Source organism: Allobosea sp. RIT-PG3_2, from assembly GCF_057321085.1.
This window is the reverse complement of sequence record NZ_JBXWCA010000006.1, coordinates 325,120-351,272: the sequence shown is the minus strand read 5'-3', so window position 1 is coordinate 351,272 and position 26,153 is coordinate 325,120. Positions and strand designations below refer to the sequence as shown.

Genomic DNA, 26,153 nt, shown 5'->3' with positions numbered 1-26,153 from the left:
GCCGCTGATGCGGGTGTAGCTCAATGGTAGAGCAGCAGCCTTCCAAGCTGAATACCCGGGTTCGATTCCCGGTACCCGCTCCAGCCTTCCTGCATCGTCGCCAATATCGGCCGTGAGTACGGTCTTATTGCACCCCGGAATGGATGCAGCGGCTCATCGAGTTCCTTTCGGATCGGGCTTTCTGACCCCGCTGCGCGGCGGACAAACGGAATTCTCCCGGCAGACGGCCCGCCATGGCGCTTCCACCTACGGCCAGCCCGATCTTTGAAAAGCTGTTTCATTGACCGCAGCCCCCTTCACGGAAACAATCGAAGTATCGAGCGATATTCGTTTCGCTCCTTCGCGGGATTTGCTGGAGCAGCTTGCGCCGCGTCAACAACGCTAAAAGCACCACGATGAAATCGTGGGCTCCGAAGCACGGAGACACGCCGGCGATGCCGATGACATGCACGGTCAATTCTGTCGCGCCACTGCGCAGGCGATGTTCCTGACGGGGTGCCGGCGCGGCTGAGCGCCCGACCACTTCCTTTCCCGGTCTCGTTTTCCCTGCAACGCCGGCCTCCCGGCGAAGGAGGACTCATGTCCCGAGCCGACACCACCGGCAGCCCCGGAACGCGCCACCCGCCTTCGACCGCCACCAGCGGCGGCCAGATCGTCCAGCTGCCAAGGCGCGGCAGCCATCCGCCGATCCACCGGGCACCCGCGCCCGGTACCCCCGATCCGCAGTCCCCTTCAGAGGTTTCCATGGCGCTCGTCTCGCTCGCTTCCCAGGCCCCGCATGCTGTCGGCAGGTCGCCGGCGCGCGTCCAGCCGGCCCTCAACGAGCTGGGGGGCGAGTTCCGTTCGGCGCTGCGTCATCTAGCGGGCGGCGTCTCCGTCATCACCACGGGGCGCGGGGAGGACCGGACTGGCCTCACCGTGACGTCGCTGTCCTCGCTTTCGGCCGAGCCACCGACCGTGATGTTCGGGCTCAACCTGTCGTCCTCCACCTTCCCCGTGCTGAAGCGCCATCGCAGCTTCGGCGTGAACTTCCTGACCGCCGCGCAGAAGGAGGTCGCCGACCGCTTCGCCGGCCGCAACGGCGAGAAGGGCCCCGCCCGCTATGCCGAAGCGCGGTGGAACGAAGGCCGCACCGGAGCGCCGCTCCTCGAAGGCGCATTGGCCGCGCTCGATTGCGAGCTGGAAGAGCTGATCGAGCGGCACTCGCACGCCATCGTCATCGGACGGGTGCGCGAGGTCAGGCTCGGCCGCAACGACGCCGCTCTCCTCTACTGGCGCGGCGATTACGAGCGGCTCGGCTGGATGGCCGAGGAAGCCCGCACCGCGCTCGGCCTCCGCTCCCTCTGACACACTCCCACGGCATCCCGACATGACCTACAGCCTCAGCCTGCTCGACAAGAGCCCGATCCTCGAAGGCGAAACCGCCGTCGCGGCTCTCCAGCGCACCACGACCCTTGTCCAGACAGCCGAAAGGCTCGGCTATCGCCGCTTCTGGCTGGCCGAGCATCACGATTTCCCCGGCCTTGCCAGCTCGGCGCCCGAGGTGCTGGCCGCCTATCTGCTGGCGCGCACCCAGCGCATCCGCATCGGCACGGGTGGCGTCCTGCTGCCGCATTACAGCCCCTATAAGGTCGCCGAGATCTTCAACCTGCTGTCCTCGCTGGCGCCGGGCCGCGTCGATCTCGGTATCGGCAAGGCGCCCGGCGGCCTGCCTCTGTCGACGAAGGCGCTTCGCGTCCTGCACGACCCGGCGCGCGCGCCATCCTTCGAGGCGCTGCTGACCGAGCTCGACGCTTTCCTGACCGCGCCATCCGAGGCGCTCGGCCCACAGGAGAAGGCCCGTGCCTTCCCGGTGCCGCCCGCGACGCCGGAGCGCTTCCTGCTCGGCGCGAGCCCCGACAGCGGCCGCCAGGCCGGCGAGCGCGGCTGGCATTTCGTCTTCGCCGGACATCACAACGGCGACCCCAAGGCGATCGAGGAGAGCCTCGAAGCCTACACCAGGTCCGGCGGCTCATCCGCGCCGCTGCTTGCCGTTGCGGCCTTCGCCGCCCCGACCGCCGAGGAGGCGCTGAGCCTCACGGAGAACCATCGCGTCGTCCGGCTCACGCTCGACAACGGCCAGAACCTCAACCTCGGCAGTGAGGAGCAGGCGGCGGAATATGCCCGCCAGGCCGGCGCCGCCTCCTACCGCACCAAGATCCGCACGCCGCATGTCCTCGCCGGCACGCCCGAGCAGGTGCGCCGCGAGCTGGATGCCCTGCACGCCCGCTTCGGCATCGCCGAGTTCATCATTGAAACGCCGGGCGCCCTCACCGCCAAGCGACTCGCCTCCGTCACGCTGCTCGCCGGCGAGACGCCGGCGCTGGCGGCCTGATCCGCTCTTTTCGAAAGGACGCTCGCATGTCCCGCACCCGCCTCACCTTCGGCCTGATGCTCCAGGGCGCCGGCAGCCACATGAACGCCTGGCGCCACCCGAGCAACCCGCCGGACGCCAGCGTCAATCTCGACTTCTTCATCCGCAATGCCCGCAAGGCCGAGGAGAACGGCATCGCCTTCGCCTTCGTCGCCGACGGGCTCTACATCAACGACAAGTCGATCCCGCATTTCCTCAACCGCTTCGAGCCGCTGACGATCCTCTCGGCGCTGGCCACAACCACCAGCAAGCTCGGCCTCGTCGGCACAGTCTCGACCTCCTACAGCGACCCCTTCACCATCGCCCGGCAATTCGCCTCGCTCGACCTGCTCAGCGGCGGGCGCGCAGGCTGGAACGCGGTGACCTCGCCGCTGGAGGGCTCCGGCCGGAACTACAGCCGCCCGCATCCAGAGCACGCACTGCGCTACGAGATCGCCCACGAATATCTCGACATCGCCAAGGGTCTTTGGGATTCCTGGGACGACGACGCCTTCCCCCGCGACCGCGAGAGCGGCCGCTTCTTCGACCGCGAGAAGCTGCACGCGCTCAACTACAAGGGCCGCTTCTTCCAGGTCGAGGGTCCGCTCAACATCCAGCGCTCGCCGCAGGGCCAGCCGGTGATCTTCCAGGCCGGCGCCTCCGATGCCGGTATCGGCCTCGCCGGTCGCCATGCCGACGCCGTCTTCGCCAACCACGTCCCGCTCGAGGAAGCGCAGAGCTTCTACCGCAGCATCAAGACGAGCGCCGTCGCCCATGGCCGCTTGGCCGAGGAGGTCAAGGTCTTTCCGAGCGCCGGCCCAATCGTCGGGCGCACGCAGGCCGAAGCCGAGGAGAAGTACCGGGCGATCCGAGACCTGATCTCGATCGAGGATGCACTCGCCTATCTCGGCCGCTTCTTCGACCATCACGACTTCAGCGCCTATCCGCTCGACGCGCCCTTCCCGGAGCTCGGCGAGATCGGCAAGAACAGCTTCCGCTCAACCACCGACCGCATCAAGCGCAACGCCGCCCTGAAGGGCCAGACGCTGCGCGAGGCCGCGCTGGAAGCCGCGACGCCGCGAACGGACTTCATCGGCTCGGCCGAGGATGTCGCCGACAGGTTGATCGAGCGTGTCGAGACGCAAGCCGCCGATGGCTTCATCCTCGGCTTCCCGGTGATCGCCCAGGGTCTCGACGATTTCGTCGAGCTTGTCATCCCGGTGCTGGAAGCGCGCGGCGTCTACGACCGCACCTTGCCGGGCGCGACCCTGCGCGACCATCTCGGCTTAGGCCGTCGCGAGAGCCGCTACGCGGTCCCGTCGGATGCGCCCTTCACTCGCCGCGCCGGCTGAGCCGCCCCGCAACGATCTCACGGAAAGGCTCAGCCATGGCCGACGCATTCCTCTACACCACCCCGCTCGATCCGCTCGCCCAGCCGCTGGTCGAGCAGCTCACCTGGGAATACGCCAGCCGCTACGGCGACTATTTCGGCGAGGCGCCCGGTGCCGAGATGAGCCGCTATCCGGCCGAGCTCTTCGCCCCGCCGGACGGCAACTTCGTCCTGCTGCTGCGCGACGGCCGGGCCATCGCCGGCGGCGCCTTCAAGCGCTACGACGAGCGCACCGCCGAAATGAAGCGCATCTGGACCCATAGCGATTTTCGCCGCCAGGGCCTCGCACGTCGCATCGTCATCGAGCTGGAATTGCAGGCCGTGCGGCAGGGCTACGGCAGGATCTTCCTGACCACCGGCTTCCGCCAGCCGGAGGCCAAGGGGCTCTATCTGGAAACGGGCTACACCCCGCTCTTCGACGTCTCGGTCGATCCGGAGACTTACGGCAAGCTGCCTTTTGAGAAGGAGCTCTCCGTCGCGCCGGCTGCGCTGTCGCGACCGCCGGATACTCGCTCGTCGCTCAGCGCTGCCTGACGGCCCGCTCCCTCTCTCACAATAACAAGAGCCAGCCATGACCCTCGCCAGCGACTTCGCGGGCCTGCCCGCGCACGCCCAGACCCCGGCGCCGAACCGCGACTTCAGCCGCTACCGCATCGTTCCGGCTCGTTATCCGGCGCGCATCATCGGCACCATCTTCGCAGGCGTCGTGCTCTTCGCCGTCCTGAACTCGGTGCTTGCGAACCCGCGCTGGGGCTGGGACGTCTTCGCCGAATGGTTCTTCGCCGAGCCGGTGCTGGCCGGGCTCGGCCGCACGCTGCTGCTCACCCTGCTCGGCACGGTCTTCGGCTTCCTGCTGGGCACCGGGCTAGCGCTGGCGCGGGTCTCCGGCTCGCCGCTGCTCGCCTCGCTGTCCTGGGGTTATGTCTGGCTCTTCCGCTCGATCCCCCTGATCGTGCTGCTGCTGATCCTGAACAATCTCGGCTATCTCTACAGCACGGTCTGGCTCGGCATCCCCTTCACCGAGATCACCTTCGCCTCCTGGTCGACGACGCAGCTGATCACGCCCTTCCTCGCCGCCGTGCTGGGGCTGACGCTCAACGCTGCCGCCTTCTCCTCCGAGATCGTCCGCGGCGGCATCCTCTCGGTCGACCAGGGGCAGCTGGAAGCCGCTGCCGCGCTCGGCCTGCCGCGCCGCCGCCAGGTCTCGCGCATCGTGCTGCCGCAGGCGATGCGGTCGATCCTGCCGACCGCCTTCAACGAGGTCATCACCCTCGCGAAAGGCACCAGCCAAGTCTACATCCTCGCGCTGCCGGAGCTGTTCTACACGATCCAGGTCATCTACCGGCGCAATCTGGAGGTGATCCCGCTGCTGATGGTGGCGACGGTCTGGTATCTCGTCATCCTCAGCGTCCTCTCCTTCGTCCAGCATCATATCGAGCGCTATTATTCGCGTGGCGCCCTGCGCAACCCGCCCCCTTCGGTGATCGACAGGGCGCTGCGCTGGCTCGGCCGCAGCCGCGTCCCGGCAGCAGCAGGCAACGGTTTTGCCTCCCCGGCACAGGCGCCGGCCGCGAACGGGGCAACTTCGCTCTCCACGCTCTCCCGGCGCAGCGGCGGCGAGATCCGCATCAGCCACGTCTCGAAGAGCTTCGGATCGCTCAAGGTGCTCGACGATGTCAACCTCGCGCTGCGTCCCGGCAGCGTCACCGCGATCATCGGCCAGTCCGGCTCCGGCAAATCGACCCTGCTGCGCTCGATCAACCATCTGGAGCGGGTGGACGAAGGCTTCATCGCCATCGACGGCGAGCTGATCGGCTACCGGCAGGACGGCGAGACGCTGTACGAGTTGAAAGAGAAGGACATCCTGACCCGGCGCGTCGACGTCGGCATGGTCTTCCAGAACTTCAATCTCTTCCCGCACCTGACCGCGATCGAGAACATCGTCGAGGCGCCGGTGACGGTGCGCGGGCTCTCCCGCGAGCAGGCCCTGGCCGAGGCCCGCGAGCTCCTCGCCCGTGTCGGCCTGGCCGAGAAGGCCGATGCCTATCCGCGCCAACTCTCCGGCGGCCAGCAGCAACGCGTCGCCATCGCCCGCGCCCTCGCCTTGCGGCCGAAGGTCCTGCTCTTCGACGAGCCAACCTCGGCGCTCGATCCGGAGCTGGTCGGCGAAGTGCTCGACGTCATCAAGGAGCTCGCCCGCTCCGGCACGACCCTCGTCATCGTCACCCACGAGATCGGCTTCGCCCGTGAGGTCGCCGACCAGGTCGTCTTCATGGAAGCCGGGCGCATCCTCGAAACCGGCACTCCCGCCCAGGTCTTCGGCAATCCCCATCACCTCCGCACCCGCGAATTCCTCGCCAAGGTGCTCTGACCTTCCGCCCACGCCAGACAAGGAATCCGACCATGATCACGCGACGCGATTCACTGAGCCTCCTCGCCGGCGCCGCCTCGGCTGCCATCCTCCCCGCCCGCACTTTTGCCCAGCAGGCGATCGACCTCTCGCCCGAGCAGGCGGGACGTCCGCGCGCACAGATCGACGAGGCCGCGATCAAGCTCATCGCCAAGGACGCCAAGTTCGTGAAGGACGGCGTCTTCACGATCGCGAACACCGCGGGGCGCCTGCCCTTCGGCAGCTACGCCAACGACACCCGGACGATCATCGGCTCCGAGCCCGATATCGGCCAGCTCATCGCCGATGCGCTCGGCCGCAAGCTCGAGGTCCTGCCGACCGCCTGGGCCGACTGGCCGCTCGGCGTCACCTCCGGCAAATACGACGCCGTCATCTCCAACGTCACCGTCACCGAGCAGCGCAAGGAGAAGTTCGACTTCTCGACCTATCGCAAGGATTTGCTCGGCTTCTACGTGAAGAAGGACAACGAGATCGTCATCCGCGAGCCGCGCGACGTCGCCGGCCTCAAGATCATCGTCTCGGCCGGCACCAATCAGGAGCAGATCCTGCTGCGCTGGAACGAGGCCAATATCAAGGCGGGGCTCAAGCCGGTCGAGCCGCAGTATTACGACGACGACGTCGTGCTCTATCTCGCGCTCGAATCCGGCCGCGCCGACGCCTATCTCGGCCCCAACGCATTGTTGAGCTTCAAGGCGGCGCAGGAGGGCAAGACCCGGCTCGCCGGCAATTTCTCGGGCGGCTGGCCGGTTCTCGCGGAGATCGCGGTGACGACCCGCAAGGGCGCCGGCCTCGCCGACGCGATTACCCACGCGCTCAACGGCCAGATCAAGAACGGCAACTACGCCAAGGCGCTCGCCCGCTGGAACCTCTCGGCCGAGGCGATCGAGGAATCGCGCACCAACCCGCCCGGCCTGCCGAAAGCCTGATCGCCCGCGACCGGCCGCACTTTTTTCAAGAACTGGAGATCACCATGGTTCCGCGACGGACTCTCCTTTCGCTTCTCGTCGGTGCGCTCGGCGTGGCGGGTCTCTCGCCCGCCTTCGCCCAGCAGGCGCCTTTCGACCTCGGCCCCGAACAGACCGGCCGCATCCGCGCCGAGAAGGACCCGGCAGTCGTCGCCGCGGTCCCTAAGGGCTTCAAATTCGTCGAGCCCGGCATCTTCACGGTCGGCATCAGCCCGGGCGGGCCGCCGCTTGCGACCTATGCCACGGACGCGAGGACCGTGGTCGGAGCCGACCCGGACTTCGCCCAGCTCATTGCCGACAGCCTCGGCCTGAAGCTCAACCTCGTGCCGCTCGCCTGGGCCGACTGGCCGCTCGGCCTGACCTCCGGCAAATACGACGCCGTCATCTCCAATGTCGGCGTCACCGAACAGCGCAAGGAGAAGTTCGACTTCTCGACCTATCGCCAGGGCTTGCACGGCTTTTTCGTCAGGGCCGACAGCAAGGTCGCCAGCATCAAGGAGCCGAAGGATGCAGCCGGCCTGAGCTTCAGCGTCGGCGGCGGCACCAATCAGGAGCGCATCCTGGTCGAATGGAGCAAGAGCAACGTCGCCGCCGGCCTGAAACCGCTGGAACTGCAGCTCTTCGACGATGAAGCCGCACGCCTCGTCGCGCTGCGCGGCGGCCGGGTCGATGTCATCGTCCAGCCCCATGCCCAGCTCGTCTTCGTCGCCGCCCGCGACAAGGACATCAAGCGCGTCGGGACGCTCAGCGCCGGCTGGCCGCTGAAATCAGACGTCGCGATCACCACGCGCAAGGGCAGCGGCCTCGTCGATGCACTGACGCTCGCCACCAACAACCTCATCGCCAACGGCAAATATCGCCAGCTGCTCGCACGCTGGAGCCTCGAAGAGGAAGCTCTCGAACGCTCCGAGACCAATCCACCCGGCCTGCCCAAGTACTGAGCCTGCGCAAATACTGACATGACGAAACGACTGACATGACGAAACTCTCGATCAGGCAGATCGCCTTCCTGACTCCCGGCAACTACGACGATGTCGATCCGCGCGCCGGGCTCGAAGACACGCTCAGGCTCTTCGAGCACGGCGAGGCGCTCGGCTTCGACAGTGCCTGGGTGCGCCAGCGCCATCTCGAACCTGGCTTGTCCTCGGCGGCGACCTTTCTCGCCGCCGCGACACAGCGCACCAGCCGGATCGGGCTCGGCACCGCCGTCATCCAGATGGGCTACGAGAACCCGTTCCGGCTGGCGGAGGATCTCTCGCTGGTCGATGTCCTCTCCGGCGGCCGGCTGAACGTCGGGCTCAGCGCCGGGCCGCCACCCTTCGGCAAGCTGCTGGGCGATCGCTTCTTCGACGGTGATCCGGCGGCGATCGACTTCTCGCATGCGCGCGTCGCCAGGCTCGCGGCCAATATCGCCGGCGAGTGGCTCGGCGATCCCGAGACGCGCATCACCTCGGCCGCCGGCGAGCATCGGCCCCGGCTGCGACCGCATGCCCCCGGACTGCGCCAGCGGCTCTGGTATGGCGGCGGCTCGCTGCGCTCGGCGCGCTGGGCCGCCGAGACCGGTTTCCAGCTGCTCGTCGGCAACATCAACACCGGCGAGGAAACGAATGACTTCTTCGAGACGCAAAGGCGCCATATCGAAACGTTCCGCGAGCTTTGGCGCGGCGAAGGAACACCGCGCATCGCCGTCGGCCGGGTCATCGTCCCGCTCGACGGTGCCGATGCGTCAACCCGGCAGCGCTATCGCGACTACGCCGCCAGCCGCCATGCCCGCACCCTCGCCCCGCAGGGCGAGCGGCGGACGCTGTTCGCGCCGGATCTGGTCGGCACCGCGGCCGAGCTGATCGAAAAGCTCGCGGCTGACCCGATCCTGCCGCTCGTCGACACGCTGCGGCTGGAGCTGCCGTATAATTTCCGCATCGAGGATTACCGCCAGATCATCGGCGATTTCGCTAGGCTGATCGCTCCGGCGCTCGGCTGGCGCGGAGGAGCGGAGCTGAAGGGCGCCGCCTGACCGGTCTGGAGCGTCCTGACTATTCTCGGAACCGCGGCGTCATCCCGGGCTTGCCCCGGGAGCCGTCGGAGGGCTCCGAAGCCCCACGATGGATCCCGGATCGGCGCTGCTCTGCAGCTCGTCCGGGATGACGCCCGGTTTCCATCAGAACTCGCCCTGCCCTAGCGCTCCTCGATCGCGAGCACGGCGAAGGTGGCAAGCCAGTGCTCGCCCATATAATCGCCCGCGATATGAGGCAGCCCCGCATCGAGGTGACGCCGCGCGGCGTCCTTGATGATGGGGCGTCGCGCATCGTCCGGCGGCAGGGCCGCGGCGAGCGCGCCCCAGCACCAGGCGCGGCTGAGATTGAGGCCGTCGAGATGCGCGATCTTGCCGTCGGTGCGGTCGGTCACGGTCGCCGGCTTGAACAGGATCGCAGGCTCGCTCCGTGCAAGGTGCGGCAGGAAACGCTCGAACCACGGCAGGAACGCTTCCGGCAGCATCAGGCGGCGCATGCACTCCGCCTCGATCAGGGCGGATGACTGGAAGTCGTCGCCGCTCGGCTCGCCCCAGGCCGGGCAATCGACATCCGCCCCATACCAGCGCAGCGCCGTCTCGCGCAGCAGCGTCAGGAACGCGCCGTCATCGGTCGCCGCCGCATAGTCGGCAGCCATGCGCAGGCCGAAGGCCGTGTTGAAATGCGTGCCGACACGCACCGGATAGGTCGCGATCGGCAGGAAGTCACGGAAGCGCTGGGCGAAGACTTCAGCGAGCGGCGCCAGCGCCCTGCCCCAGCGGCCGTCGTCGAGCCCTTTCAGCTCCGCGGCGAGCTTTAGCAGCCAGCCCCAGCCATAGGGCCGCTTGAAGCCGCGCGCGGTCGGCGCGGCGAGATAGGCGCATTCGATCGCCACCTTGTCCACAACGAGCTGCGCGTCGAACAGCGCCCTGATCTCGGCGGCTGCTTCCATCTTCGGATAGCGCCGCAGCAGGCGGGCCAGCATCCAGTAGCTGTGCACGCAGGAGTGCCAGTCATAGCTCCCGTAGAAGACTGGATGGAGCTCGCTCGGCGTGCGCGCATCCTGCGGCCCGGCCAGCGTATGGTCCGGCTTGTTCGGATATTCCCGGCGGACATGGCCGAGCGCGATCCGGGCGAAGCGGACGGCAATCTCTTCGGTCAAGGCGGAAGCGGTCATGGCTTGGCTGTCTCCGGTTCGGCCCGGCGCATCAGGAAGGCGATCAGGCGTGGGGTCATGTAGATCGGAAACTGCGTCGCCGCGAAGAAAAGCGCCATCGTCGGCGAGGTCGCTGCTCCCATCGCGGACCAGACCAGCCCGACATTGCGGTTGCCGAGGGTCAGCCCGACGGTGAGGCGTTCGCCGAGGCTTCCGGGCGTCAGGACGACGCCTAGCGCCTGCAGCGCGAGGTTGCAGGCGAAGGCCAGCGCGACGCAGGACAATGCCAGCGCCGGGTCCGCCTCGATCTGGGCGCGCACCCCGGCCATCGTCGCGACTGCGAAGACCAGCAAGGCTCCGAAAACGGCTGCATCGACCGCCGCGCCGGTCCGGGCCAGCGCCCGCCTGGCGTAGTGGCGCAGCAGCCCTGCGACCGCTGCGGCTCCGGCGGTCAGGATGAATAGGCGCAGCGCCAGCTCATAGGGATCGAAACCGATTCCGCCGAGCCACTGACCGAGAAGCGGAACCGTCAGCGGCGCAAGCGCCATCGACAGCAAGGTCACGGCCAACGGCAGCGTTGGATCGAAGCCGAGCAGGCGCGCCACCGCCGCGTTTCCCCCGGATGGCGGCGCGCAGACGGAAAGCACCATCGCCAGTGCTAGGTCGGGGCTAAGTCCAGCGCCCCTCGCCGCCGACGTCACCAGCAACGGGCAGACCAGCATCACCATCGCCGGCAGGAAGAGCGAAAGGCGCGGCTGCCGCAGCGTGCGCAGAAAGGCGCTGCCGTCGACCCTGAGCAAGGTGCCGAGAACGATCACGAAGATCGCGACAGCCATGGCCGGACGCGCGGTCTCGGCCAGGGCCGGAAGCGCGATGCCGGTGAACACACCGAAGATCAGCAATGTCGGTCCGCGTGGGATGTAACGCGCAAACGGGAAGGACATCGCACCTGCCGGCAGACCGAGAAGCTCGGGGCAGATCTAGAGGCGAATAGAACATCGTTGAAATCGATTGTTTATATGACCATCATTGGCAGCATGAATTTAGCGGCGGTAGATCTCAACCTGCTCGTGGCGTTCGAGGCGCTGATCGAGGAGCGGCACGTCACGCGCGCAGCCAGCCGCATCGGGCTGGCGCAACCCTCGATGAGCAGCGCCTTGCGGCGCTTGCGCGAGCTGTTCGACGACGAGCTGTTCCTGCGCACCGCGACCGGCATGCATCCGACCGAGAAGGCCCTGGCATTGGCACGGCCGATCGGTGCCGCGCTCGAGCATATCCGGGGAGCGCTCGCGCCGCGGCAGGGTTTCGACCCCGCCACGTCGAAGCGGCGTTTCGTCATCGCCGTGACGGACTATGGCGATCTCGTCGTCGTGCCCGCTTTGGTCAAACGGCTGCGGCGGGAAGCTCCGGGCATCGATCTGGCCGTGCGGCCGATCACCGATGCGCGCGATGCCGTGGCAAGGCTGGAGCGGGGAGAGCTCGATGCGCTGGTCGGCGGCCACCTACCGGATTCGGCGACGGGCATGCGCCGGCGCCTGATCGAGGAGCGCTTCGTCTGCATCCGCGACGCTGCCCATGCCGCAGGATCGGCGGCGCTGAGCCTGAGCGACTACGCCGCCCTGCCGCATGCCTTGTTCTCGGCAGTAGGTGGCGACGGCCTACCGAGCGCGATCGATTCCGCGCTCGATGCGGCCGGGCTGAAGCGCCGCGTCGCCATCACCCTGCCCCATGTGGTGGCGGTGCCCTTCGCGGTGGCCGGGACCGATCTGGTGGCGACGATGGCCGAGCGGGTCGCGCGCCGTTTCGCGGCCGGCGCGGGCGTCGCGGTGTCGCCGCTTCCCTGCAAGGTCCCCGCTTTCGACATCGACCTGCTGCACGCGCGGCGCGCGCTATCGGACCCGGCCCTGCGCTGGTTCACGGATGCGATCGCCGCAGCCCCCGCCCCATAGGCGCAGCATCGCGACCAAGCTCACTCGATCTTCACATTCGCCTTCTGCGCCACCTCGGCCCAGCGCTTCGTCTCGGAGGCGATATGCGCGGTAAACTGCTCCTGGCTCGATCCGACCGGGTCGACGCCGAGCTTCCTGAGCTGCTCGATCACCGCCGGCTCCTTCATGATCGCCTGCGTCTCGATCGAGAGCTTGGTGACGATCTCCTTCGGCACGCCCGAGGGCGCGAAGAAGCCGTGCCAGGAGCTGGCGTCGTAGCCCGGAATGAACTCGGCCAGGGCCGGCAGGTCCTTGGCGACCTCCAGTCGCTTCGGCGTCGCCGTCGCGAGCGCCCTGATCTTGCCGTCCTGCACATGCGGCCAGGCGATGGTGATGTTGTCGAAGGTGATCTGGATCTGGCCGGAGAGCAGGTCCTGCGTCACCTGCCCGCTGGACCGGTAGGGCACATGCGCCATGTCGGTGCCGGTCGCGACCTTGAACAGCTCGGCCGCCATATGGGTCGAGGTGCCCGCTCCGGACGAGCCGAAGGAATACTTGCCCGGATTCTTCTTCAGAAGGTCGATCAGCTCCGGCACCGTCTTGGCCGGCAGGTCGATATTGACCATGAGGATGTTCGGCACGCTCGCCACCTGCGAGATCGGCGCGAAATCCTTGATGTGGTCGAAGGGCAGCCTGGCGTAGACGGCCGGGTTGATCGCATGGGTCGAGACCGTGCCCATGGTCAGCGTGTAGCCGTCCGCCGGGGCGCGGGCCACGGCGGCGACGCCGGTGTTGCCGCCTGCTCCGGCGCGGTTCTCGACGATGAATTTGCCGCCGAGGCGCGCGCCGAGCCGGTCGGCCAGGATGCGCCCGAGCAGGTCGGTCGTGCCGCCCGCGGCGAAGGGCACGACGATGGTCACGACCTGGCCGCCGGGATAGCCGCCCTGCGCGAAGGCAGGGCCTACCGCGGCCAGGCCAGCGGCAACCATCATCGTTCTGCGTGTGATACTCATTGGTTTCGTTCCTCCCGGAGGCGGAAATGCCGCCTTGCGCCTCATGAACGGGCGCTTGTCACGATCGATAGCACAGGATCGCCGTATTGAAATCTGAAATTTCAGATTGCCGTCGAAACCTGATTGTGCTGTTTGATTGCCGACGTTGCTGCGTGGAAGCCGGATCGCGCGGATTTCCGGCCTCGCCATCCTGGAAGGACGAATGCTGCAGGCCGCCATCGAACCCGTCGCGCCCGACCTGCTGCGCTCCCTGCGCGAGCATGTGCATGAGCGCCTTCGCCGCGCCATCGTCGCCGGGCGCTTCCGCGACGGGGAGCGCCTCAACGAGCGCCATCTCGCCGAGATGCTCGGCGTCAGCACCACCCCGGTGAAGGACGCGATCCGCAAGCTCGAGAGCGAAGGGCTGGTCCGAACCGAGGCGCGCAGGGGCGTCTTCGTCGAGTTCTCGGCCCGGCAGGCAATGGAGATGGCGCTCTGCCGCGCCGCACTGGAAAGCGTCATGGCGCATATCGCCGCGAACCGCCTGTCCCAGGGTGGCGAAGCCGAGCTCGCCAGGCTCGTCGCCAAGATGGAGCAGGCGACGGAGCACGGCGCGCTCGAGGATCTGGTCGCGCTCAACGAGGCCTTTCATCGCGCGATCCATCGCATCTCGGGCTGCCCCTATCTGGAGGGCCGCCTCGACGGCCAGCGCATGTATGACCATGCCCAGCGCATCGCGCTGCATTCGCAACCGGCCGAACGCCGCCGGGGCTTCGAGGAACACCGCGCCATCTATGTGGCGCTCGCGGCGCGCGATCCATCGCGGGCCGAACTCACGATGCGCCGTCACATCGTCCGCTCGGCGAAGGCCCATGTTCGGCTGGTCTTCGGCGCGTATGCGGAAGGACTGGACTATGACGAATGACAAGTTGCGGGCCGCGCTGCGCGGCATTTCCGGCGTTCATGTCACCGCCTGGAAGGCCGATGGCGAGGCCGACTGGGCGCTGACGGGCAGGATCGTCCGGCGCATCGCCGAAGCCGGCATCCACAACATCGTCTCGGCCGGCAATACCGGCGAATTCTACCCGATGACGACGGCCGAGGTGGAGCGCTCACACGCCGTTGCAGCCGAGGCCTCCGCCGGCAAGGCGCTGGTCACGGCGGGCATCGGCCGCTCCCTGCGCGAGGCGGTCGCGACGGGCAGGCTCGCGGCCAGGGCCGGCTGCGACGCCGCGATGGTGCACCATCCGCTCGACCCCTTCGCAGCCCCGCAATCCCAGGCCGATTACATCCTCGCCATCGCCGAGGCGCTGCCGCTCCCGCTCGTCGCCTATATCCGCTCCGACGCGATCGGCGTGAAGGACCTGATCCGCATCGCCACCCATCCGAACGTCGCGGGCGTGAAGTTCGCTTCCACCAACATGATGCTGCTCGCCGACTGCGTGCGCGAGACCGAGGGCACCTCGGCCAACTGGATCTGCGGCCTCGCCGAGGGCTGGGCCGCCCCCTTCTATGCGCTGGGCGCGCGCGGCTTCACCTCGGGGTTGATCAATGTCGTGCCCGAACGCTCGCTCGCCGTCTGGCGTGCGCTGGAGGCCGGCGACTACGAGATGGCCCGACGCGAGGTCGATGCCATCGCCGGCTTCGAGAAGCTGCGCACGAAATACGGCAACGGCGCCAATGTGACGGTGGTCAAGGAAGCGCTCGGCCTGCTCGGCACCGATGTCGGCCCGGTCCGCCTGCCGGGACTGCCGGAGCTCAACGAGGCCGAGCGCGCGGAGCTGCGCTGCATCGTCTCGGGCTGGGGTGCCGTGAAGGCCGCGGCCGAGTAGGCTCTCCGTCTTTCCGGGGCTTCGCGTAGCGAAGAGCCCGGAACCCATGAACACTGGCGGCGCAGGATTTGCGCTGCCATCGCCGCGCCCGTCCTCATGGCTCCGTGTTCATGGGTTCCGGGCTCGGCCCTGCGGGCCGCCCCGGAATGACCGAGAGGTTCGCGCGCCAACAACACCGGGAATTCGAGGAAACGCCCATGCCGACCCGCCCCCGCAAGACGCCCGAGACCCTGCGCAGCTGGCGCTGGTTCGGCGCGAGCGACCTGCGCTCCTTCGGGCATCGCTCGCGCGCGCTGCAGATGGGGTTCGGCCATGAGGAGTTCATGGGCAAGCCGGTCATCGGCATCATCAACACCTGGTCCGAGATCAACCCCTGCCACACCCATCTGCGTGACCGCGCCGAGGCGGTGAAGCGCGCGGTCTGGGCCGCCGGCGGTTTCCCGATCGAGATCCCGGTGATGTCCGTCTCCGAGCAATATCAAAAACCTACGACGATGCTCTACCGCAATTTCCTGGCGATGGAGACCGAGGAATCGATCCGCTCGCACCCGCTCGACGGCGCCGTGCTGCTCGGCGGCTGCGACAAGTCCACGCCCGCGCTGATCATGGGCGCCTGCAGCGCCGGCCTGCCCTTCATCTTCGTGCCGGCCGGGCCCATGCTGCGCGGCAACTGGGCCGGCAAGGTGCTGGGCTCCGGCGCCGATGTCTGGAAATACTGGGCCGAGAAGGAAGCGGGCAACATCACCGGCGACCAATGGAAGGACATGGAAAGGGGCATCGCCCGCTCCTACGGCACCTGCATGGTGATGGGCACCGCCGCGACCATGATGAGCCATGCCGAGGTGCTCGGCCTCACCCTGCCCGGCGCCTCCGCCATTCCCGCCGCCGACGCCGCCCATCCGCGCATGGCGGCAGCCGCGGGCAAGCGCATCGTCGAGATGGTCTGGGAAGACCTGACGCCCGACCAGATCCTGACCCGCAAGAGCTTCGAGAACGCGCTGACCGTCCACATGGCCGTCGCCGGCTCGACCAACGCGATCATCCATCTCGTCGCCATGGCCGGCCGCGCCGGCGTGCCGCTCACGCCGGACGATTTCGACGCCTTCTCGCGCAACGTTCCGGTCATCGCGAACCTGCGCCCCTCCGGCGATTTCCTGATGGAGGATTTCTTCTACGCCGGCGGCTTGCCCGCCCTGTTGAAGCAGCTGGAGAGCAAGCTCCACACCGATGCGATGACCGTCACCGGCAAGCCGCTGGCCGAGACGATCGCGCTCGCCAATGTCTATGACGACAATGTCATCCGCCCGCTCGACAGACCCGTATCGACCGCCAACGGCCTTGCTGTGCTGAAGGGCAATCTCGCCCCCGATGGCTGCGTCATAAAGCCCTCGGCCGCCGAGCCCCGCCTGCTCAGGCATTCCGGCCCGGCGCTCGTCTTTGAGGATTACGACGCGATGATGCGGGCCGTGAATGACGAGAGCCTCGACGTCACCGCCGACCACATCATGGTGCTGAAGAATTGCGGCCCGGTCGGCGGCCCCGGCATGCCCGAGTGGGGCATGCTGCCGATCCCGAAGAAGCTGCTGAAGCAGGGCGTGCGCGACATGCTGCGCATCTCGGACGCCCGCATGTCCGGCACCAGCTACGGCGCCTGCATCCTGCATGTCGCGCCGGAAGCCTATATCAAGGGGCCGCTCGCAGCGGTGCGGACGGGCGACATCATCAGTGTCGATGTCGAGGCCCGCAGCATCTCGGTCAACCTGACAGAGGCGGAGATCGCCGCCCGACTCGCGAACTGGTCTCCGCCCGATCGCGATTATCCACGCGGCTGGGGCAAGATGTCGGCCGCCCATATCCGCCAGGCCGACAAGGGCTGCGATTTCGACTATCTGGAAGGCACCGCCAAGGTGCCGGAGCCAGAGATCCATTGACGATGCAGGATATTCGCGACATCGGGCGCGTCGCCATCATCGGCGCCGGCCTGATCGGCAGCAGCTGGGCCGCGCTCGCCATGGCGCACGGGCTGAACGTCTCCGCATACGACCCCGCTCCCGGAGCTGACGAGAAGTTCCGTCAGGCGGTCGAGCGCGCCCGGCTTCAGCTCGCCGAGCTCGGCCTGGCCAACACCGGCCAGTACATCTTCACCCGCGATCTCGACGAAGCGCTGCACGAGGCCGACTTCGTCCAGGAAAACGGCCCCGAGAACGAGGCAATGAAGCGGGAGCTTCTGGCGCGTCTCGACGCCGCTCTTCCAGCGGACATCATCATCGCCAGCAGCACCTCGGCGCTGCTACGCAGCGCGATCGTCGCCGACTGTCGTGACAAGCGCCGCGTCATCGTCGCGCATCCGTTCAATCCGCCGCATCTCGTCCCGCTGGTCGAGATCGTCGGCGAGGATGAGGCGGTCGTTGCGCGAGCCGTCGCGTTCTACCGCAGCCTCGACCGGCGCCCGGTCGTTCTCCAGCGCGAGATGCCCGGCCATGTCGCCAATCGCCTGGCCTCGGCGCTCTATCGCGAGGCGGTCTATCTGGTCGAGCAAGGGGTGGCGAGCGTCGCTGAGATCGACGCCGCGCTCTGCAACGGCCCCGGCCTACGCTGGGCGCTGATGGGGCCGCACATGACCTATCATCTTGGCGGCGGCGAAGGCGGCATCGCCGGCTACCTCGCCCATCTCGGCCCGAGCCAGGAGCGCCGCTGGCAATCTCTCGGGAACCCCTCGCTCGGCCAGGAGGTTCAGCGCCGGATCGTCGACGGCGTCGCCGAGGAAACAGCGGGGCGTTCGATCGCGGAGCTGGAGGAGCGCCGCGACGAAGGGCTGCTCGCCCTGCTGCGCTCCCGCAAGCTCGTCAGCGAGTGAGCGTCACAGCTCGGCGTCGAAGGCGATGGCGTCGAAAGCCGCCCGCACCCGGCCGAGCGCCTGCGCCGTGACATAGGCATAAGCGCGCTCCGGCGATTGCACGAGGACGCCGCGATCGGCGCCCTGCACATTGATCTCCTGCGAGACGGAAAAGCCGACGCTCGGCGTCACCCGCATCGACACCGGCAATCCGATGCTCTGGCGCGACGCAGCGGCGCCAGCCTGATAGGCATCGATCAGCACCTGCCCGTCGGGGCGCCAATGATAGCGCCGGCACAGCATCTGCTCGACGGTGAGCGGGCGCGCCATCCAACCCGTGGCGATCCGGCCGCGTTCGAGCTTGATCCGCGCGAAGCTGACGGCGCCGGCGCTCGGAGATAGCCGGATCTGGAGCGCTCCCGTATCGCCCACGGCCGGCGTCAGCGTCAGCGACCGGCGGCCGGTGCCCGCAGCGATGGTGCCGGTCTGGCTGCCTATCGCGACGGAGAGACTGCCACCGGCCAACTCCTCGACTGACAGCGTCAACGGCAGGCCGGCGAAGGACGACAGGCCCCACAACGCCGGCTCGACCGGCTGAACGACGGCTCCGGAGCTCAAGGTGACGGTGAAGCCGCTGAGCGAGAGATTGGCGCCGCCCGTCGCGGCCTTCCAGCGATCGAAGCCATAAGCGCCCGCCGCCAACACCCCACCGGCGAAGCCACGCTGGTTGATCGCCATGTCGCCATTGACCAGCAGATTCTGCCCGCCGGCCCAGGGTGAGCCCGGCAATGCGACGCCGCCGGTCGCGCGGTCTATGGCGAGCGCATCGTGCCAGGCCGACCCATCCGCGCTGACCTTGACCCGGAAATCGTCGTCGCCGGCAAGGCCGAACTCGGCCCGCCCCGACCAGTTGCTCTGAAACAGCAAGCTGGCCGTATTGCCCGCGCCGGCCTTGTTCAGCTTCAGCCGGTGGTCGCTGCCCGCATGGTTGAACAGGCTGGCCTCGGACGAGACCACGAGCCGATTGGTTGCGTCGGCCGTCGCGTTCACGCCCCAGCGCTCGGCGCCGAGACCGCTGAGCGGGCTGGCGCGGCGCCATTCCGTGCCGGTCCAGAGATTGTGCTCGTTCTCATCGGCCACCCAGGCCTGCCAGCCGCTGCGCGGCGTCAGGAAGGTCCAGCCGCCATCCTCGAAGAGCGCGACCTGATCGGTGCGCCCGGCGAAGACACCGGTGCCGCCGGGTGGCACGATATAGGCGGACAGCTCTGTCGGGGAGGTCGGAGGGGCGGGCTGCGTCCGGCTGCCGACGACGAGATGGATCAGCGCGTCCAGGCGCATCAATGCGTCGTTATGGGTGACGTGTTTCTGCGCCTGGCCGGCAGCGAGCAGCGGCAGCGAAAGTCGGGGCGTATCAGTCATGGAGCCTCGCGGGAGGGGGCAGCGCCATGCTGCCGCGAGGCCGGATTATCCGGCGATACGGACCACCGGGGATAAGTCGGCAGCTTCAAGCGAAACGGCGCGGCCTCAGGCCTGCATGGAACCAGCTGATCAGCGAGTAGATGTCGTAGACCGGCAGCCCCGTCGCCGCCTGCACATCGGCGGCATAGGGCGGCATGTTCGTGCATTCGAGCACGATCGCGCCGACCTCGGGATGCCGTGCGACAAGGGCGAGCGCCGTCTGCACCACATCCTGCCGGGCGAGATCGACATCCATGTCGTCCTTCTCGGCCTTGATCAGCACGCGGAAGAACTCGCGTCCGTTCTCGGTCCCGGCGATCGGCGTATCGAGCGGCACCGCGGCCGCCTCGAGATGCGCCGGCGTCAGGCTCGCAGCCGAGACGGTGACGACCCCGACGCGCTTGCCAAGCGGCAACGTCGCCTGCACCCAGGGCACCTGCATCAGCGACGAGGTCGCGACCGGCACACCGACCGCCGCGGCAAGCTCGCGCTGGAACAGCGAGAGGAAGCCGCAATTGGTGGTGATCGCCTCGGCGCCGAGGCGGACAAGCTCGCGCGCAGCCTCGACGAAATCCGGCAGCAGCCCCGCAGCTCCCTTCAGCACAACCTTCTCGGGACTGGCCCCGCCGACGACGCGATAGAGCACCGGGAAGGGCCAGGTGGTGCCATTGCCCATATCGCCGGGAATACGCGGAAACCGCGCCTCCAGCATCAGTATGCCCAGCGGCACGCCGTAGATCGCCTTGCCGCCCCGCGCGATCCGCGCCGCCGAATCACCCACCATGAAACCTCCCCCGCTCCGGCCGGCATGTTATCCTCGCGCCGGCGCGCCAGCCATCAACTCCCGGGCGAAGGCGCCGCCGATCTCGCCTGTGCCATTGCTTCGCCGTTTTCACCCCGCCATAAGGGCGCAGCCGGGCCTCGGCGCGGCACGATTCTTCCAGTGCTGGCCCACATCTTGCTGAACGTCGCGCCAGCCTTCGGAGCTCCGGTTTGAACGCCTCCCTCGACAAGCTACGCCGTTGCGCCATCATCACGGGCTGGATCGCCCTGCTCGTGATCATCGGCTCGACGCTCTCGCCGATAGACGCCCGGCCCCATCTCTCGGAGCTGGGACCGGATGCCGAACGCTTCCTTGCCTATCTTGCCGCCGGTGCCTTGCTGACCTTCGCCTATCCGCGCCAGCGCTGGCTCGTGCTGCCCGGCCTGGTCGCTCTGGCGGCCGGTCTGGAGTGGCTGCAGACCCTGGAAATGTCCCGTCACGGCATGCCCCATGACGCGCTGGTGAAGATCGCCGGCGCTCTTGTCGGCGCCGCAATGGCAAGTTCTTTCGAATATATGGTCCGGCGCTTCCGCAGCGTCGCCTAAGCTTTGACCGCCCCGATGCCTCGATCCGGTTCAAACGCCGGCGGCATACGCTTTGCCACTTAGCCTTCATTACGGATCCGACGCGATGCCATGTTCCAAAGCGGGACATGCATCGGCCGCGCGGATCGGATCAGAAGGTTGGGATATGAGCGTCAACGATCTGGACGGTGCGCTGCTGGCGACGCCCCAAAGCCGCCCCCGACTCTGGCGGTATTGGCTCGGCCCCTCCACCGCGGCGAGCGACGCGCTCATCGTCGGCACTCTCGTCTATGCGGCGTCGGTCGTCTATCATCTCGCAGTCCAGAACGAATTCGGAATCGATGGCGCGACGCCGGAACTGGCGGCCATGCTGACGACGATCTTCGTCTTCATCAATCTGATGCAGGGGCGCTACCAGCTCGGCAACTACCTCTCGCCGCGTGGGCAGATCGCATCGGCCTTCGTCGTCTGGAACATCACGATGGTCGCGTTCCTGGCGCTGGTCTTCCTCGCCAAGATCGCCGATCACTATTCGCGCACCGTGATCCTCGCGACCTATCTCGCCGGCATTCCCGTCATCGCGCTGTCGCGCTCGCTTCTTGTCCAATGGGTCGCTGCGGGCAGCAAGGCCGGCCGGATCACGGCCGAGCGCGTCTTCCTGATCGGGCGTGAAGAGAACGTCATGTCCTTCGTCGCCCGGCACAAGCCCTGGCATGTCGGCTTCGCGATCGTCGATGTCGCGTTCCTGAGATCGAGCCAGGATGGCAATCCGGCGGACATGGCGGCCGATCTGGCCGCCGCCGCGGCGAATTGCCGGGCCAGGCAGCCCGATGCCGTCTTCATCGTCCTGCCCTGGTCCGAGCAGAAGACGATCGAGGCCTGCGTCGGCGCCTTCACCAATCTCCCGGTCGCCATCCATCTTGCGCCCGAGCCGATCATGGAGCGTTTTGAAACGCCGCATATCGTTCGCACCGGCTCGTTTTCGAGCCTGCGCCTGACGCGCCGGCCGCTATCGGGGGCAGAAATCACCGCCAAGCGCGCCTTCGACGTCGTCGCGGCCTCCCTGGGCCTCGTCCTGACCTTGCCGCTCCTCATCATGATCGCAGCCCTGATCCGGCTCGACTCGCCCGGCCCCGTCCTCTTCCGCCAGCGGCGCTATGGTTTCAACCAGCAGGCATTCCGCATCTTCAAGTTCCGGACGATGACCACCACCGACGACGGCCAGGTCGTGGTCCAGGCCAGGCGCAACGATGTCCGCATCACCAGGGTCGGCCATGTGCTGCGGCGCTACAATCTCGACGAGCTGCCGCAGCTCCTGAACGTCATTGCCGGCAATATGTCTTTGGTCGGCCCGCGCCCGCACGCGCTTGCCCATGACGTCGAGTTCCAGCGCAGGATCGCCAATTACGCACGCCGCCACAACGTCAAGCCGGGCATCACCGGCTGGGCCCAGGTGAACGGCTTCAGGGGCGAAACCGATACGGACGAGAAGATGGCCAAGCGCGTGGCCTACGATCATTGGTACATCGACAACTGGTCGTTCTGGCTCGACGTCGCGATCCTCTTCCGGACCGTCTTCAGCCGAAAAGCCTTCGCCAACGCGCGCTGAAGCCTTCCGAGCGTCCCGCCCGCTCCTCGGAAGAGTCGCTTCTCTCAGGCGAAAAGACGCCAGATCGCGCGCCCGAGCCATGCGACCCAGCCGAGCGTGAGCGCCAGCACCGCGACGATGGTGCCGACGATCAGAGACCGCCCGACGATGAGGCTCGCGATGCTTTCATGAATATCGGCGCCGTTGTCGTTCGCCGCCTGCGGCGCCCGATCCGGGCCGGAGATGCGAAATGGCACCGGAATTGGCTGCACGCGCTCTGGTCGCATGACACTGGCTCGTAGCGTTAAAATTGCGTTAACTCGATATGGTCGAAGATGACTGAAATCGATCCGCAAAAAAAGCTCAAGGTAAATTTCCGGTCAAGTTTATCGCAACGCGGTTAACGCTGCGGCATGCCGCGTCGGCACGCAAGCGCCGCGCCCAAGACCGCCGCGGGCAAAAGCTTACTCCATGACGATTGCATGATCGTCGGCCGGCGCCGCCTGCTGGCGCGGCGTGCGCAGCAGCGCCAGGAATGGCAGCGCGGCAAGGCACAGGATCATCAACAGCTTGAAGTCGTCGATGTAGGAGATGATCGTCGCCTGGCGTGTGACCACCTCGTCGAGCGCGGCGCGGCCGGCGAGCTTGAGCGGGTCCCAGGCCTCCCTGATTGCCGGGATGTCGAAGATGCGGTTGAACGGCGTGACGTAGTTCGCGATTTCCGCGTGGTTCACCTGCACGTTGCGGGTGAGCAGATAGGCCACGAGCGAGATGCCGACGCTGGAGCCGATATTGCGCGACAGGTTGTAGAGGCCGGTGCCGTCGCCACGATATTCCGCCGGCAGCGTTGCGAAGGTGATCGTCGTGAGCGGCACGAACAAAAGCCCGAGCCCCGCCCCCTGCAGGAAGCCGGTCAGCATGATCGTCTGCTGCGAAACGTCCGGCGTCCAGCCGGACATGTCGTACATCGCCCAGGCGCTGACCAGCAGGCCGGAGCCGAGCAGGATGCGCGTATCGACCTTGCCGATCAGCTTCCCCACCAGGAACATGCAGGCCATGGTGCCCAGCCCGCGCGGCCCCATGACGATGCCGGCCGTCACCACCGGATAACCCATCAGCGTCTGCAGATAGGGCGTCATCAGCGCCAGCGACGCCAGATAGCAGATGCCGACGATGAAGATGAAGATCAGCCCGACGCAGAAATTGCGGTCGAGGAAGAGCCGCGGCTTGATGAAGGAATTTTCTGCCGTGAAGGTGTGCACCACCAGGATGTAGAGCGCCGCGACGCAGACCGTCGCCTCGACGATGATCTCGAACGAGTCGAACCAGTCGAGCTGGGCGCCGCGATCGAGGAAGAGTTGCAGCGAACCGATCGCGATGCTGAGCGCGCCGAAGCCGATCCAGTCCAGCTTCGCCGCCGCGCTCGACTTGGTTTCCGAGACGAAGATCGAGACGCCCGCCAGCGCCAGGATGCCGAGCGGCAGGTTGATGTAGAAGACCCAGCGCCAGGAGATGTTCTCGGTCAGCCAGCCGCCGATCACCGGCCCCAGCACCGGCCCGACCATCACCGAGACGCCGAACAGCGCCATCGCCGAGCCGCGCTCCTCGGGCGTGTAGATGTCGAGCAGGATGCTCTGCGACAGCGGCACCAGCGCCGCGCCGAAGAAGCCCTGCATCAAACGGAAACCGACGATCTGCGGCAGCGACTGCGCGGCGCCGCACAGGATCGAGGCGACGACGAAGCCGATGATCGCCACGGACAGCACGCGCTTGCGCCCGAAGCGGGAGGCCAGGAAACCCGAAGGCGGCGTCATGATCGCCGCGGCGACGATGTAGGAGGTCAGGACCCAGTTGATCTGGTCCGCGCTGGCCGAGACGCTGCCCTGGATATAGGGCAACGCGACATTGGCGATCGTCGTGTCCAGCGCCTGCATGATCACCGCGAGGATGACGCAGGCGGTGATGGCGCCGCGGTTGGCGACCGGGGTCACCGCCGCGGCGACGGCGCTAGCCATGGTTGTTCTCGGTCTTCTTGCTCATGCCGAAAGCCGAGCCGATGAAATCCGGCAGGCCGCGCGCATGGCCGGTATCGATGTCGAGCGTCACGCTCATGCCTGCGCGCAGTTGCGGCCGCTCTGGCGGCGTCTCGATCTTCACGCGCATGGCGATGCGCTGGACGACCTTGACCCAGTTGCCGCTGGTGTTCTGCGCCGGCAACAGGGAGAAGCTCGCGGCCGAAGCCGGGCTGATGCTGTCGACCGTGCCGCTCCAGCTCGCGCCCGGATAGCTGTCGACATAGATCTCGGCCTTCTGGCCCGGGCGGACCCAGGTCAGCTCGGTCTCCTTGGGATTCGCCTGGATCCAGACATGGTCGGTGGAAACCAGACTGAAGGCGTTGGTCGCCTCCGCCAGATATTGCCCCTTCTGCAGCGAGGGCACGTTGGTGACGATGCCGTCCATCGGCGCGCGCACCACCGTGTGGTCGAGCTGGCGGGCGGCTTCCGCGCGGGCGGCGACGGAATCTCGGTAGCGCGGGTGTTCCTCTACCTGCGCATCGGGCTTGCCGTTCAAATTGGCGGCGATGCCGGCGAGCTGGTTTTGCAACTGCACCAGCTTCTGCTGCGCGCCGTCGAGGTCGTGCTTGGCCTGGTCGTAGGTCGCCTGCGACGCGACGGACTTCGTGGCGAGGTCCTGCTGGCGCTTGAACGCGGTCTGGTAGAAGGCGATGTCGCTCTCGGCCTGGGCAATCTGGCTCTGCATGCCCTTGTAGCTCGTCTTCAACGCTTCGAGGTCGTTGCGGACCACGCCGATCTGCGCATCCGCCCGTTCGAGTGCGAAGCGGAACGGCTTGTCGTCAAGCCGGAAGAGCGTGTCGCCGGCCTTCACCGGCTGATTGTCACGGACATCGACCTCGCTGACGATCCCGGCGACATCGGTGGAGAGGCCGACGATATCGGCCTGCACATAGGCGTTGTCGGTCGACATCACCTGGCCGCCGCTCACATAGTAATATCCGCCCGCGATCAGTGCGATCGGCAGCAGCGCGAACAGGACCTGGCGCTTGCGATTGCGCGCGGGACGCGCTGCCGTAGGCGCGGACGCGATGACCGGCGCGGCCTCGGACGCCTTCGCGACGGGCGCGGATTGCTGCGCCCCCTTCGCGTCCGCCGCGCGGCGGATCTCGGTCACATTGTCGCGTGGCTCAGGCTCGGGCACGGTTTCCATGCCTGCTTCGGTCTTCCTGACGGCGTCATCCATTGCGGGCCTGCCCTTCGGCCGCCGGCGACTGGCAGGCGGCTGCGAGATTCGTCTTCATGGTTTCGAGGAGGTCGAGAAGCCGCGCCCGCTCCGCTTCCGGAATGGCGCCGAAGGCTTCGGCCCGGGTGATCTCGCCGAGGCCCCGCATCTCGTCGAGCTTCGGCCCCGCCTTTTCCGTCAGATAGAGCTGCCAGACCCGCCGGTCGGTCGGATGGGCCTTTCGCTCGACAAGCCCGCAGCCCTCCAGCTTGTCGACGATCCGGCCGACCGTGATCGGCTCGACATCGATGAGCTCGGCGAGCGCCCCCTGCTGGATGCCGGCATTCCGGTCGAGATAGGCAAGCACCTGCCATTGCGAGCGCGTCAGCCCGGTGTCGCGGGCGTTCTGCTCGAAGCGCTTGCGCAGTAGCCGCGCAACGTCGTGCAGGAGGAAGCCCACGGTCGGCGGCGGCTTGGTAGGCATGCTTGTCATAAGCATGTATATAATATTTTGATACAGCTATGTGCAACCGCCTGGGCCGCAACCCTCCGTCGCTTCACTTGCATTGCCAGCGCAGACATGCGGCGACTACGCTTTGCCAATCGGAACATT

At 67.3% G+C, this 26,153-nt stretch carries 24 protein-coding genes and 1 tRNA gene; 16 read left to right on the top strand and 9 right to left on the bottom strand.

The window, feature by feature from the left end; genetic code table 11:
• Nucleotides 1-9: 9 nt before the first annotated feature.
• The 9 genes from AC2FAN_RS19295 (at nucleotide 10) to AC2FAN_RS19255 (ending at nucleotide 9,171) form a co-directional block, all read left to right on the top strand.
• A tRNA-Gly gene (locus AC2FAN_RS19295) sits at nucleotides 10-83 on the top strand.
• 496 nt (nucleotides 84-579) lie between these two features.
• On the top strand, nucleotides 580-1,347 hold the full coding sequence (locus AC2FAN_RS19290; protein ID WP_485175921.1) for a flavin reductase family protein: 768 nt from the start codon (nucleotides 580-582) through the stop codon (nucleotides 1,345-1,347).
• A 22-nt stretch (nucleotides 1,348-1,369) separates the two neighbouring features.
• Complete coding sequence (locus tag AC2FAN_RS19285) at nucleotides 1,370-2,374, top strand: MsnO8 family LLM class oxidoreductase (protein ID WP_485175920.1); 1,005 nt, start codon at nucleotides 1,370-1,372, stop codon at nucleotides 2,372-2,374.
• Nucleotides 2,375-2,400: 26 nt separating this feature from the next.
• Entirely contained in the window at nucleotides 2,401-3,744 is a 1,344-nt protein-coding gene (locus AC2FAN_RS19280; RefSeq protein WP_485175919.1) for an LLM class flavin-dependent oxidoreductase, read from the top strand.
• A 35-nt stretch (nucleotides 3,745-3,779) separates the two neighbouring features.
• Complete coding sequence (locus AC2FAN_RS19275) at nucleotides 3,780-4,316, top strand: GNAT family N-acetyltransferase (protein WP_265053832.1); 537 nt, start codon at nucleotides 3,780-3,782, stop codon at nucleotides 4,314-4,316.
• A gap of 37 nt (nucleotides 4,317-4,353) precedes the next feature.
• Entirely contained in the window at nucleotides 4,354-6,153 is a 1,800-nt protein-coding gene (locus AC2FAN_RS19270) for an amino acid ABC transporter permease/ATP-binding protein (protein ID WP_320109557.1), read from the top strand.
• A 32-nt stretch (nucleotides 6,154-6,185) separates the two neighbouring features.
• Nucleotides 6,186-7,118 (top strand): ABC transporter substrate-binding protein, encoded by a 933-nt coding sequence (locus tag AC2FAN_RS19265; protein WP_485175918.1) that lies wholly within the window; start codon nucleotides 6,186-6,188, stop codon nucleotides 7,116-7,118.
• A 44-nt stretch (nucleotides 7,119-7,162) separates the two neighbouring features.
• Nucleotides 7,163-8,098, top strand: a complete 936-nt coding sequence (locus tag AC2FAN_RS19260) for an ABC transporter substrate-binding protein (protein ID WP_265053834.1) — start codon at nucleotides 7,163-7,165, stop codon at nucleotides 8,096-8,098.
• Between the two features lie 35 nt (nucleotides 8,099-8,133).
• Nucleotides 8,134-9,171 (top strand): LLM class flavin-dependent oxidoreductase, encoded by a 1,038-nt coding sequence (locus tag AC2FAN_RS19255; protein WP_485175917.1) that lies wholly within the window; start codon nucleotides 8,134-8,136, stop codon nucleotides 9,169-9,171.
• Between the two features lie 161 nt (nucleotides 9,172-9,332).
• Here AC2FAN_RS19255 and AC2FAN_RS19250 read toward each other — a convergent pair whose 3' ends face one another.
• Entirely contained in the window at nucleotides 9,333-10,343 is a 1,011-nt protein-coding gene (locus AC2FAN_RS19250; RefSeq protein ID WP_485175916.1) for a DUF2891 domain-containing protein, read from the bottom strand.
• Nucleotides 10,340-11,266, bottom strand: coding sequence for a hypothetical protein (locus AC2FAN_RS19245; RefSeq protein WP_476805750.1), 927 nt, complete (start codon nucleotides 11,264-11,266; stop codon nucleotides 10,340-10,342). Before AC2FAN_RS19245 ends, AC2FAN_RS19250 begins: the two co-directional genes overlap by 4 nt.
• 75 nt (nucleotides 11,267-11,341) lie before the next feature.
• On the opposite strand from AC2FAN_RS19245, the gene AC2FAN_RS19240 reads away from it, so the two are divergent.
• Nucleotides 11,342-12,271, top strand: a complete 930-nt coding sequence (locus AC2FAN_RS19240) for a LysR family transcriptional regulator (RefSeq protein ID WP_485175915.1) — start codon at nucleotides 11,342-11,344, stop codon at nucleotides 12,269-12,271.
• Nucleotides 12,272-12,291: 20 nt separating this feature from the next.
• Here the strand turns inward: AC2FAN_RS19240 and AC2FAN_RS19235 are convergent, their stop codons facing one another.
• Nucleotides 12,292-13,263, bottom strand: coding sequence for a Bug family tripartite tricarboxylate transporter substrate binding protein (locus tag AC2FAN_RS19235; protein ID WP_485175914.1), 972 nt, complete (start codon nucleotides 13,261-13,263; stop codon nucleotides 12,292-12,294).
• A gap of 202 nt (nucleotides 13,264-13,465) precedes the next feature.
• Between AC2FAN_RS19235 and AC2FAN_RS19230 the strand changes: the two genes are divergently transcribed.
• The 4 genes from AC2FAN_RS19230 (at nucleotide 13,466) to AC2FAN_RS19215 (ending at nucleotide 17,931) form a co-directional block, all read left to right on the top strand.
• A complete protein-coding gene (locus tag AC2FAN_RS19230; RefSeq protein WP_265053840.1) occupies nucleotides 13,466-14,167 on the top strand; it encodes a GntR family transcriptional regulator in 702 nt (233 codons plus the stop codon).
• Nucleotides 14,157-15,074 (top strand): dihydrodipicolinate synthase family protein, encoded by a 918-nt coding sequence (locus AC2FAN_RS19225; RefSeq protein ID WP_485175913.1) that lies wholly within the window; start codon nucleotides 14,157-14,159, stop codon nucleotides 15,072-15,074. Before AC2FAN_RS19230 ends, AC2FAN_RS19225 begins: the two co-directional genes overlap by 11 nt.
• A 197-nt stretch (nucleotides 15,075-15,271) precedes the next feature.
• Entirely contained in the window at nucleotides 15,272-17,005 is a 1,734-nt protein-coding gene (gene araD / locus AC2FAN_RS19220) for an L-arabinonate dehydratase (RefSeq protein WP_485175912.1), read from the top strand.
• A gap of 2 nt (nucleotides 17,006-17,007) precedes the next feature.
• A complete protein-coding gene (locus AC2FAN_RS19215; protein ID WP_485175911.1) occupies nucleotides 17,008-17,931 on the top strand; it encodes a 3-hydroxyacyl-CoA dehydrogenase NAD-binding domain-containing protein in 924 nt (307 codons plus the stop codon).
• A gap of 3 nt (nucleotides 17,932-17,934) precedes the next feature.
• Here AC2FAN_RS19215 and AC2FAN_RS19210 read toward each other — a convergent pair whose 3' ends face one another.
• Together AC2FAN_RS19210 and AC2FAN_RS19205 are read right to left on the bottom strand one after the other, a co-directional pair.
• Nucleotides 17,935-19,329: a DUF2793 domain-containing protein gene (locus tag AC2FAN_RS19210; protein WP_485175910.1), complete on the bottom strand. Its 1,395-nt coding sequence runs from the start codon at nucleotides 19,327-19,329 to the stop codon at nucleotides 17,935-17,937.
• Nucleotides 19,330-19,414: 85 nt separating this feature from the next.
• Complete coding sequence (locus AC2FAN_RS19205) at nucleotides 19,415-20,152, bottom strand: aspartate/glutamate racemase family protein (protein WP_485175909.1); 738 nt, start codon at nucleotides 20,150-20,152, stop codon at nucleotides 19,415-19,417.
• Between the two features lie 209 nt (nucleotides 20,153-20,361).
• Between AC2FAN_RS19205 and AC2FAN_RS19200 the strand changes: the two genes are divergently transcribed.
• Together AC2FAN_RS19200 and AC2FAN_RS19195 are read left to right on the top strand one after the other, a co-directional pair.
• The gene (locus AC2FAN_RS19200; RefSeq protein WP_476805759.1) at nucleotides 20,362-20,736 is read left to right on the top strand and encodes a VanZ family protein; all 375 of its coding nucleotides are present in this window, start codon (nucleotides 20,362-20,364) and stop codon (nucleotides 20,734-20,736) included.
• A gap of 145 nt (nucleotides 20,737-20,881) precedes the next feature.
• On the top strand, nucleotides 20,882-22,324 hold the full coding sequence (locus tag AC2FAN_RS19195) for an undecaprenyl-phosphate glucose phosphotransferase (RefSeq protein WP_485175908.1): 1,443 nt from the start codon (nucleotides 20,882-20,884) through the stop codon (nucleotides 22,322-22,324).
• 44 nt (nucleotides 22,325-22,368) lie between these two features.
• Here AC2FAN_RS19195 and AC2FAN_RS19190 read toward each other — a convergent pair whose 3' ends face one another.
• From AC2FAN_RS19190 to AC2FAN_RS19175, 4 genes are all read right to left on the bottom strand, one after another.
• Complete coding sequence (locus tag AC2FAN_RS19190) at nucleotides 22,369-22,590, bottom strand: hypothetical protein (RefSeq protein WP_476805761.1); 222 nt, start codon at nucleotides 22,588-22,590, stop codon at nucleotides 22,369-22,371.
• Between the two features lie 177 nt (nucleotides 22,591-22,767).
• Nucleotides 22,768-24,318, bottom strand: a complete 1,551-nt coding sequence (locus AC2FAN_RS19185; protein WP_485175907.1) for a DHA2 family efflux MFS transporter permease subunit — start codon at nucleotides 24,316-24,318, stop codon at nucleotides 22,768-22,770.
• Complete coding sequence (locus AC2FAN_RS19180) at nucleotides 24,311-25,528, bottom strand: HlyD family secretion protein (RefSeq protein ID WP_485175906.1); 1,218 nt, start codon at nucleotides 25,526-25,528, stop codon at nucleotides 24,311-24,313. The genes AC2FAN_RS19185 and AC2FAN_RS19180 overlap by 8 nt, the downstream gene beginning before the upstream one ends.
• 25 nt (nucleotides 25,529-25,553) lie before the next feature.
• Nucleotides 25,554-26,024 (bottom strand): MarR family winged helix-turn-helix transcriptional regulator, encoded by a 471-nt coding sequence (locus tag AC2FAN_RS19175; protein WP_476805764.1) that lies wholly within the window; start codon nucleotides 26,022-26,024, stop codon nucleotides 25,554-25,556.
• Between the last annotated feature and the right edge of the window lie 129 nt (nucleotides 26,025-26,153).

What these genes read in the sequence shown, in the direction of transcription:
- AC2FAN_RS19290 (WP_485175921.1), top strand. Translation starts at nt 580, where the DNA reads ATGTCCCGAGCCGACACCACCGGCAGCCCCGGAACGCGCCACCCGCCT.
- AC2FAN_RS19285 (WP_485175920.1), top strand. Translation starts at nt 1,370, where the DNA reads ATGACCTACAGCCTCAGCCTGCTCGACAAGAGCCCGATCCTCGAAGGC.
- AC2FAN_RS19280 (WP_485175919.1), top strand. Translation starts at nt 2,401, where the DNA reads ATGTCCCGCACCCGCCTCACCTTCGGCCTGATGCTCCAGGGCGCCGGC.
- AC2FAN_RS19275 (WP_265053832.1), top strand. Translation starts at nt 3,780, where the DNA reads ATGGCCGACGCATTCCTCTACACCACCCCGCTCGATCCGCTCGCCCAG.
- AC2FAN_RS19270 (WP_320109557.1), top strand. Translation starts at nt 4,354, where the DNA reads ATGACCCTCGCCAGCGACTTCGCGGGCCTGCCCGCGCACGCCCAGACC.
- AC2FAN_RS19265 (WP_485175918.1), top strand. Translation starts at nt 6,186, where the DNA reads ATGATCACGCGACGCGATTCACTGAGCCTCCTCGCCGGCGCCGCCTCG.
- AC2FAN_RS19260 (WP_265053834.1), top strand. Translation starts at nt 7,163, where the DNA reads ATGGTTCCGCGACGGACTCTCCTTTCGCTTCTCGTCGGTGCGCTCGGC.
- AC2FAN_RS19255 (WP_485175917.1), top strand. Translation starts at nt 8,134, where the DNA reads ATGACGAAACTCTCGATCAGGCAGATCGCCTTCCTGACTCCCGGCAAC.
- AC2FAN_RS19250 (WP_485175916.1), bottom strand. Translation starts at nt 10,343, where the DNA reads ATGACCGCTTCCGCCTTGACCGAAGAGATTGCCGTCCGCTTCGCCCGG.
- AC2FAN_RS19245 (WP_476805750.1), bottom strand. Translation starts at nt 11,266, where the DNA reads ATGTCCTTCCCGTTTGCGCGTTACATCCCACGCGGACCGACATTGCTG.
- AC2FAN_RS19240 (WP_485175915.1), top strand. Translation starts at nt 11,342, where the DNA reads ATGACCATCATTGGCAGCATGAATTTAGCGGCGGTAGATCTCAACCTG.
- AC2FAN_RS19235 (WP_485175914.1), bottom strand. Translation starts at nt 13,263, where the DNA reads ATGAGTATCACACGCAGAACGATGATGGTTGCCGCTGGCCTGGCCGCG.
- AC2FAN_RS19230 (WP_265053840.1), top strand. Translation starts at nt 13,466, where the DNA reads ATGCTGCAGGCCGCCATCGAACCCGTCGCGCCCGACCTGCTGCGCTCC.
- AC2FAN_RS19225 (WP_485175913.1), top strand. Translation starts at nt 14,157, where the DNA reads ATGACGAATGACAAGTTGCGGGCCGCGCTGCGCGGCATTTCCGGCGTT.
- araD (WP_485175912.1), top strand. Translation starts at nt 15,272, where the DNA reads ATGCCGACCCGCCCCCGCAAGACGCCCGAGACCCTGCGCAGCTGGCGC.
- AC2FAN_RS19215 (WP_485175911.1), top strand. Translation starts at nt 17,008, where the DNA reads ATGCAGGATATTCGCGACATCGGGCGCGTCGCCATCATCGGCGCCGGC.
- AC2FAN_RS19210 (WP_485175910.1), bottom strand. Translation starts at nt 19,329, where the DNA reads ATGACTGATACGCCCCGACTTTCGCTGCCGCTGCTCGCTGCCGGCCAG.
- AC2FAN_RS19205 (WP_485175909.1), bottom strand. Translation starts at nt 20,152, where the DNA reads ATGGTGGGTGATTCGGCGGCGCGGATCGCGCGGGGCGGCAAGGCGATC.
- AC2FAN_RS19195 (WP_485175908.1), top strand. Translation starts at nt 20,882, where the DNA reads ATGAGCGTCAACGATCTGGACGGTGCGCTGCTGGCGACGCCCCAAAGC.
- AC2FAN_RS19190 (WP_476805761.1), bottom strand. Translation starts at nt 22,590, where the DNA reads ATGCGACCAGAGCGCGTGCAGCCAATTCCGGTGCCATTTCGCATCTCC.
- AC2FAN_RS19185 (WP_485175907.1), bottom strand. Translation starts at nt 24,318, where the DNA reads ATGGCTAGCGCCGTCGCCGCGGCGGTGACCCCGGTCGCCAACCGCGGC.
- AC2FAN_RS19180 (WP_485175906.1), bottom strand. Translation starts at nt 25,528, where the DNA reads ATGGAAACCGTGCCCGAGCCTGAGCCACGCGACAATGTGACCGAGATC.
- AC2FAN_RS19175 (WP_476805764.1), bottom strand. Translation starts at nt 26,024, where the DNA reads ATGCCTACCAAGCCGCCGCCGACCGTGGGCTTCCTCCTGCACGACGTT.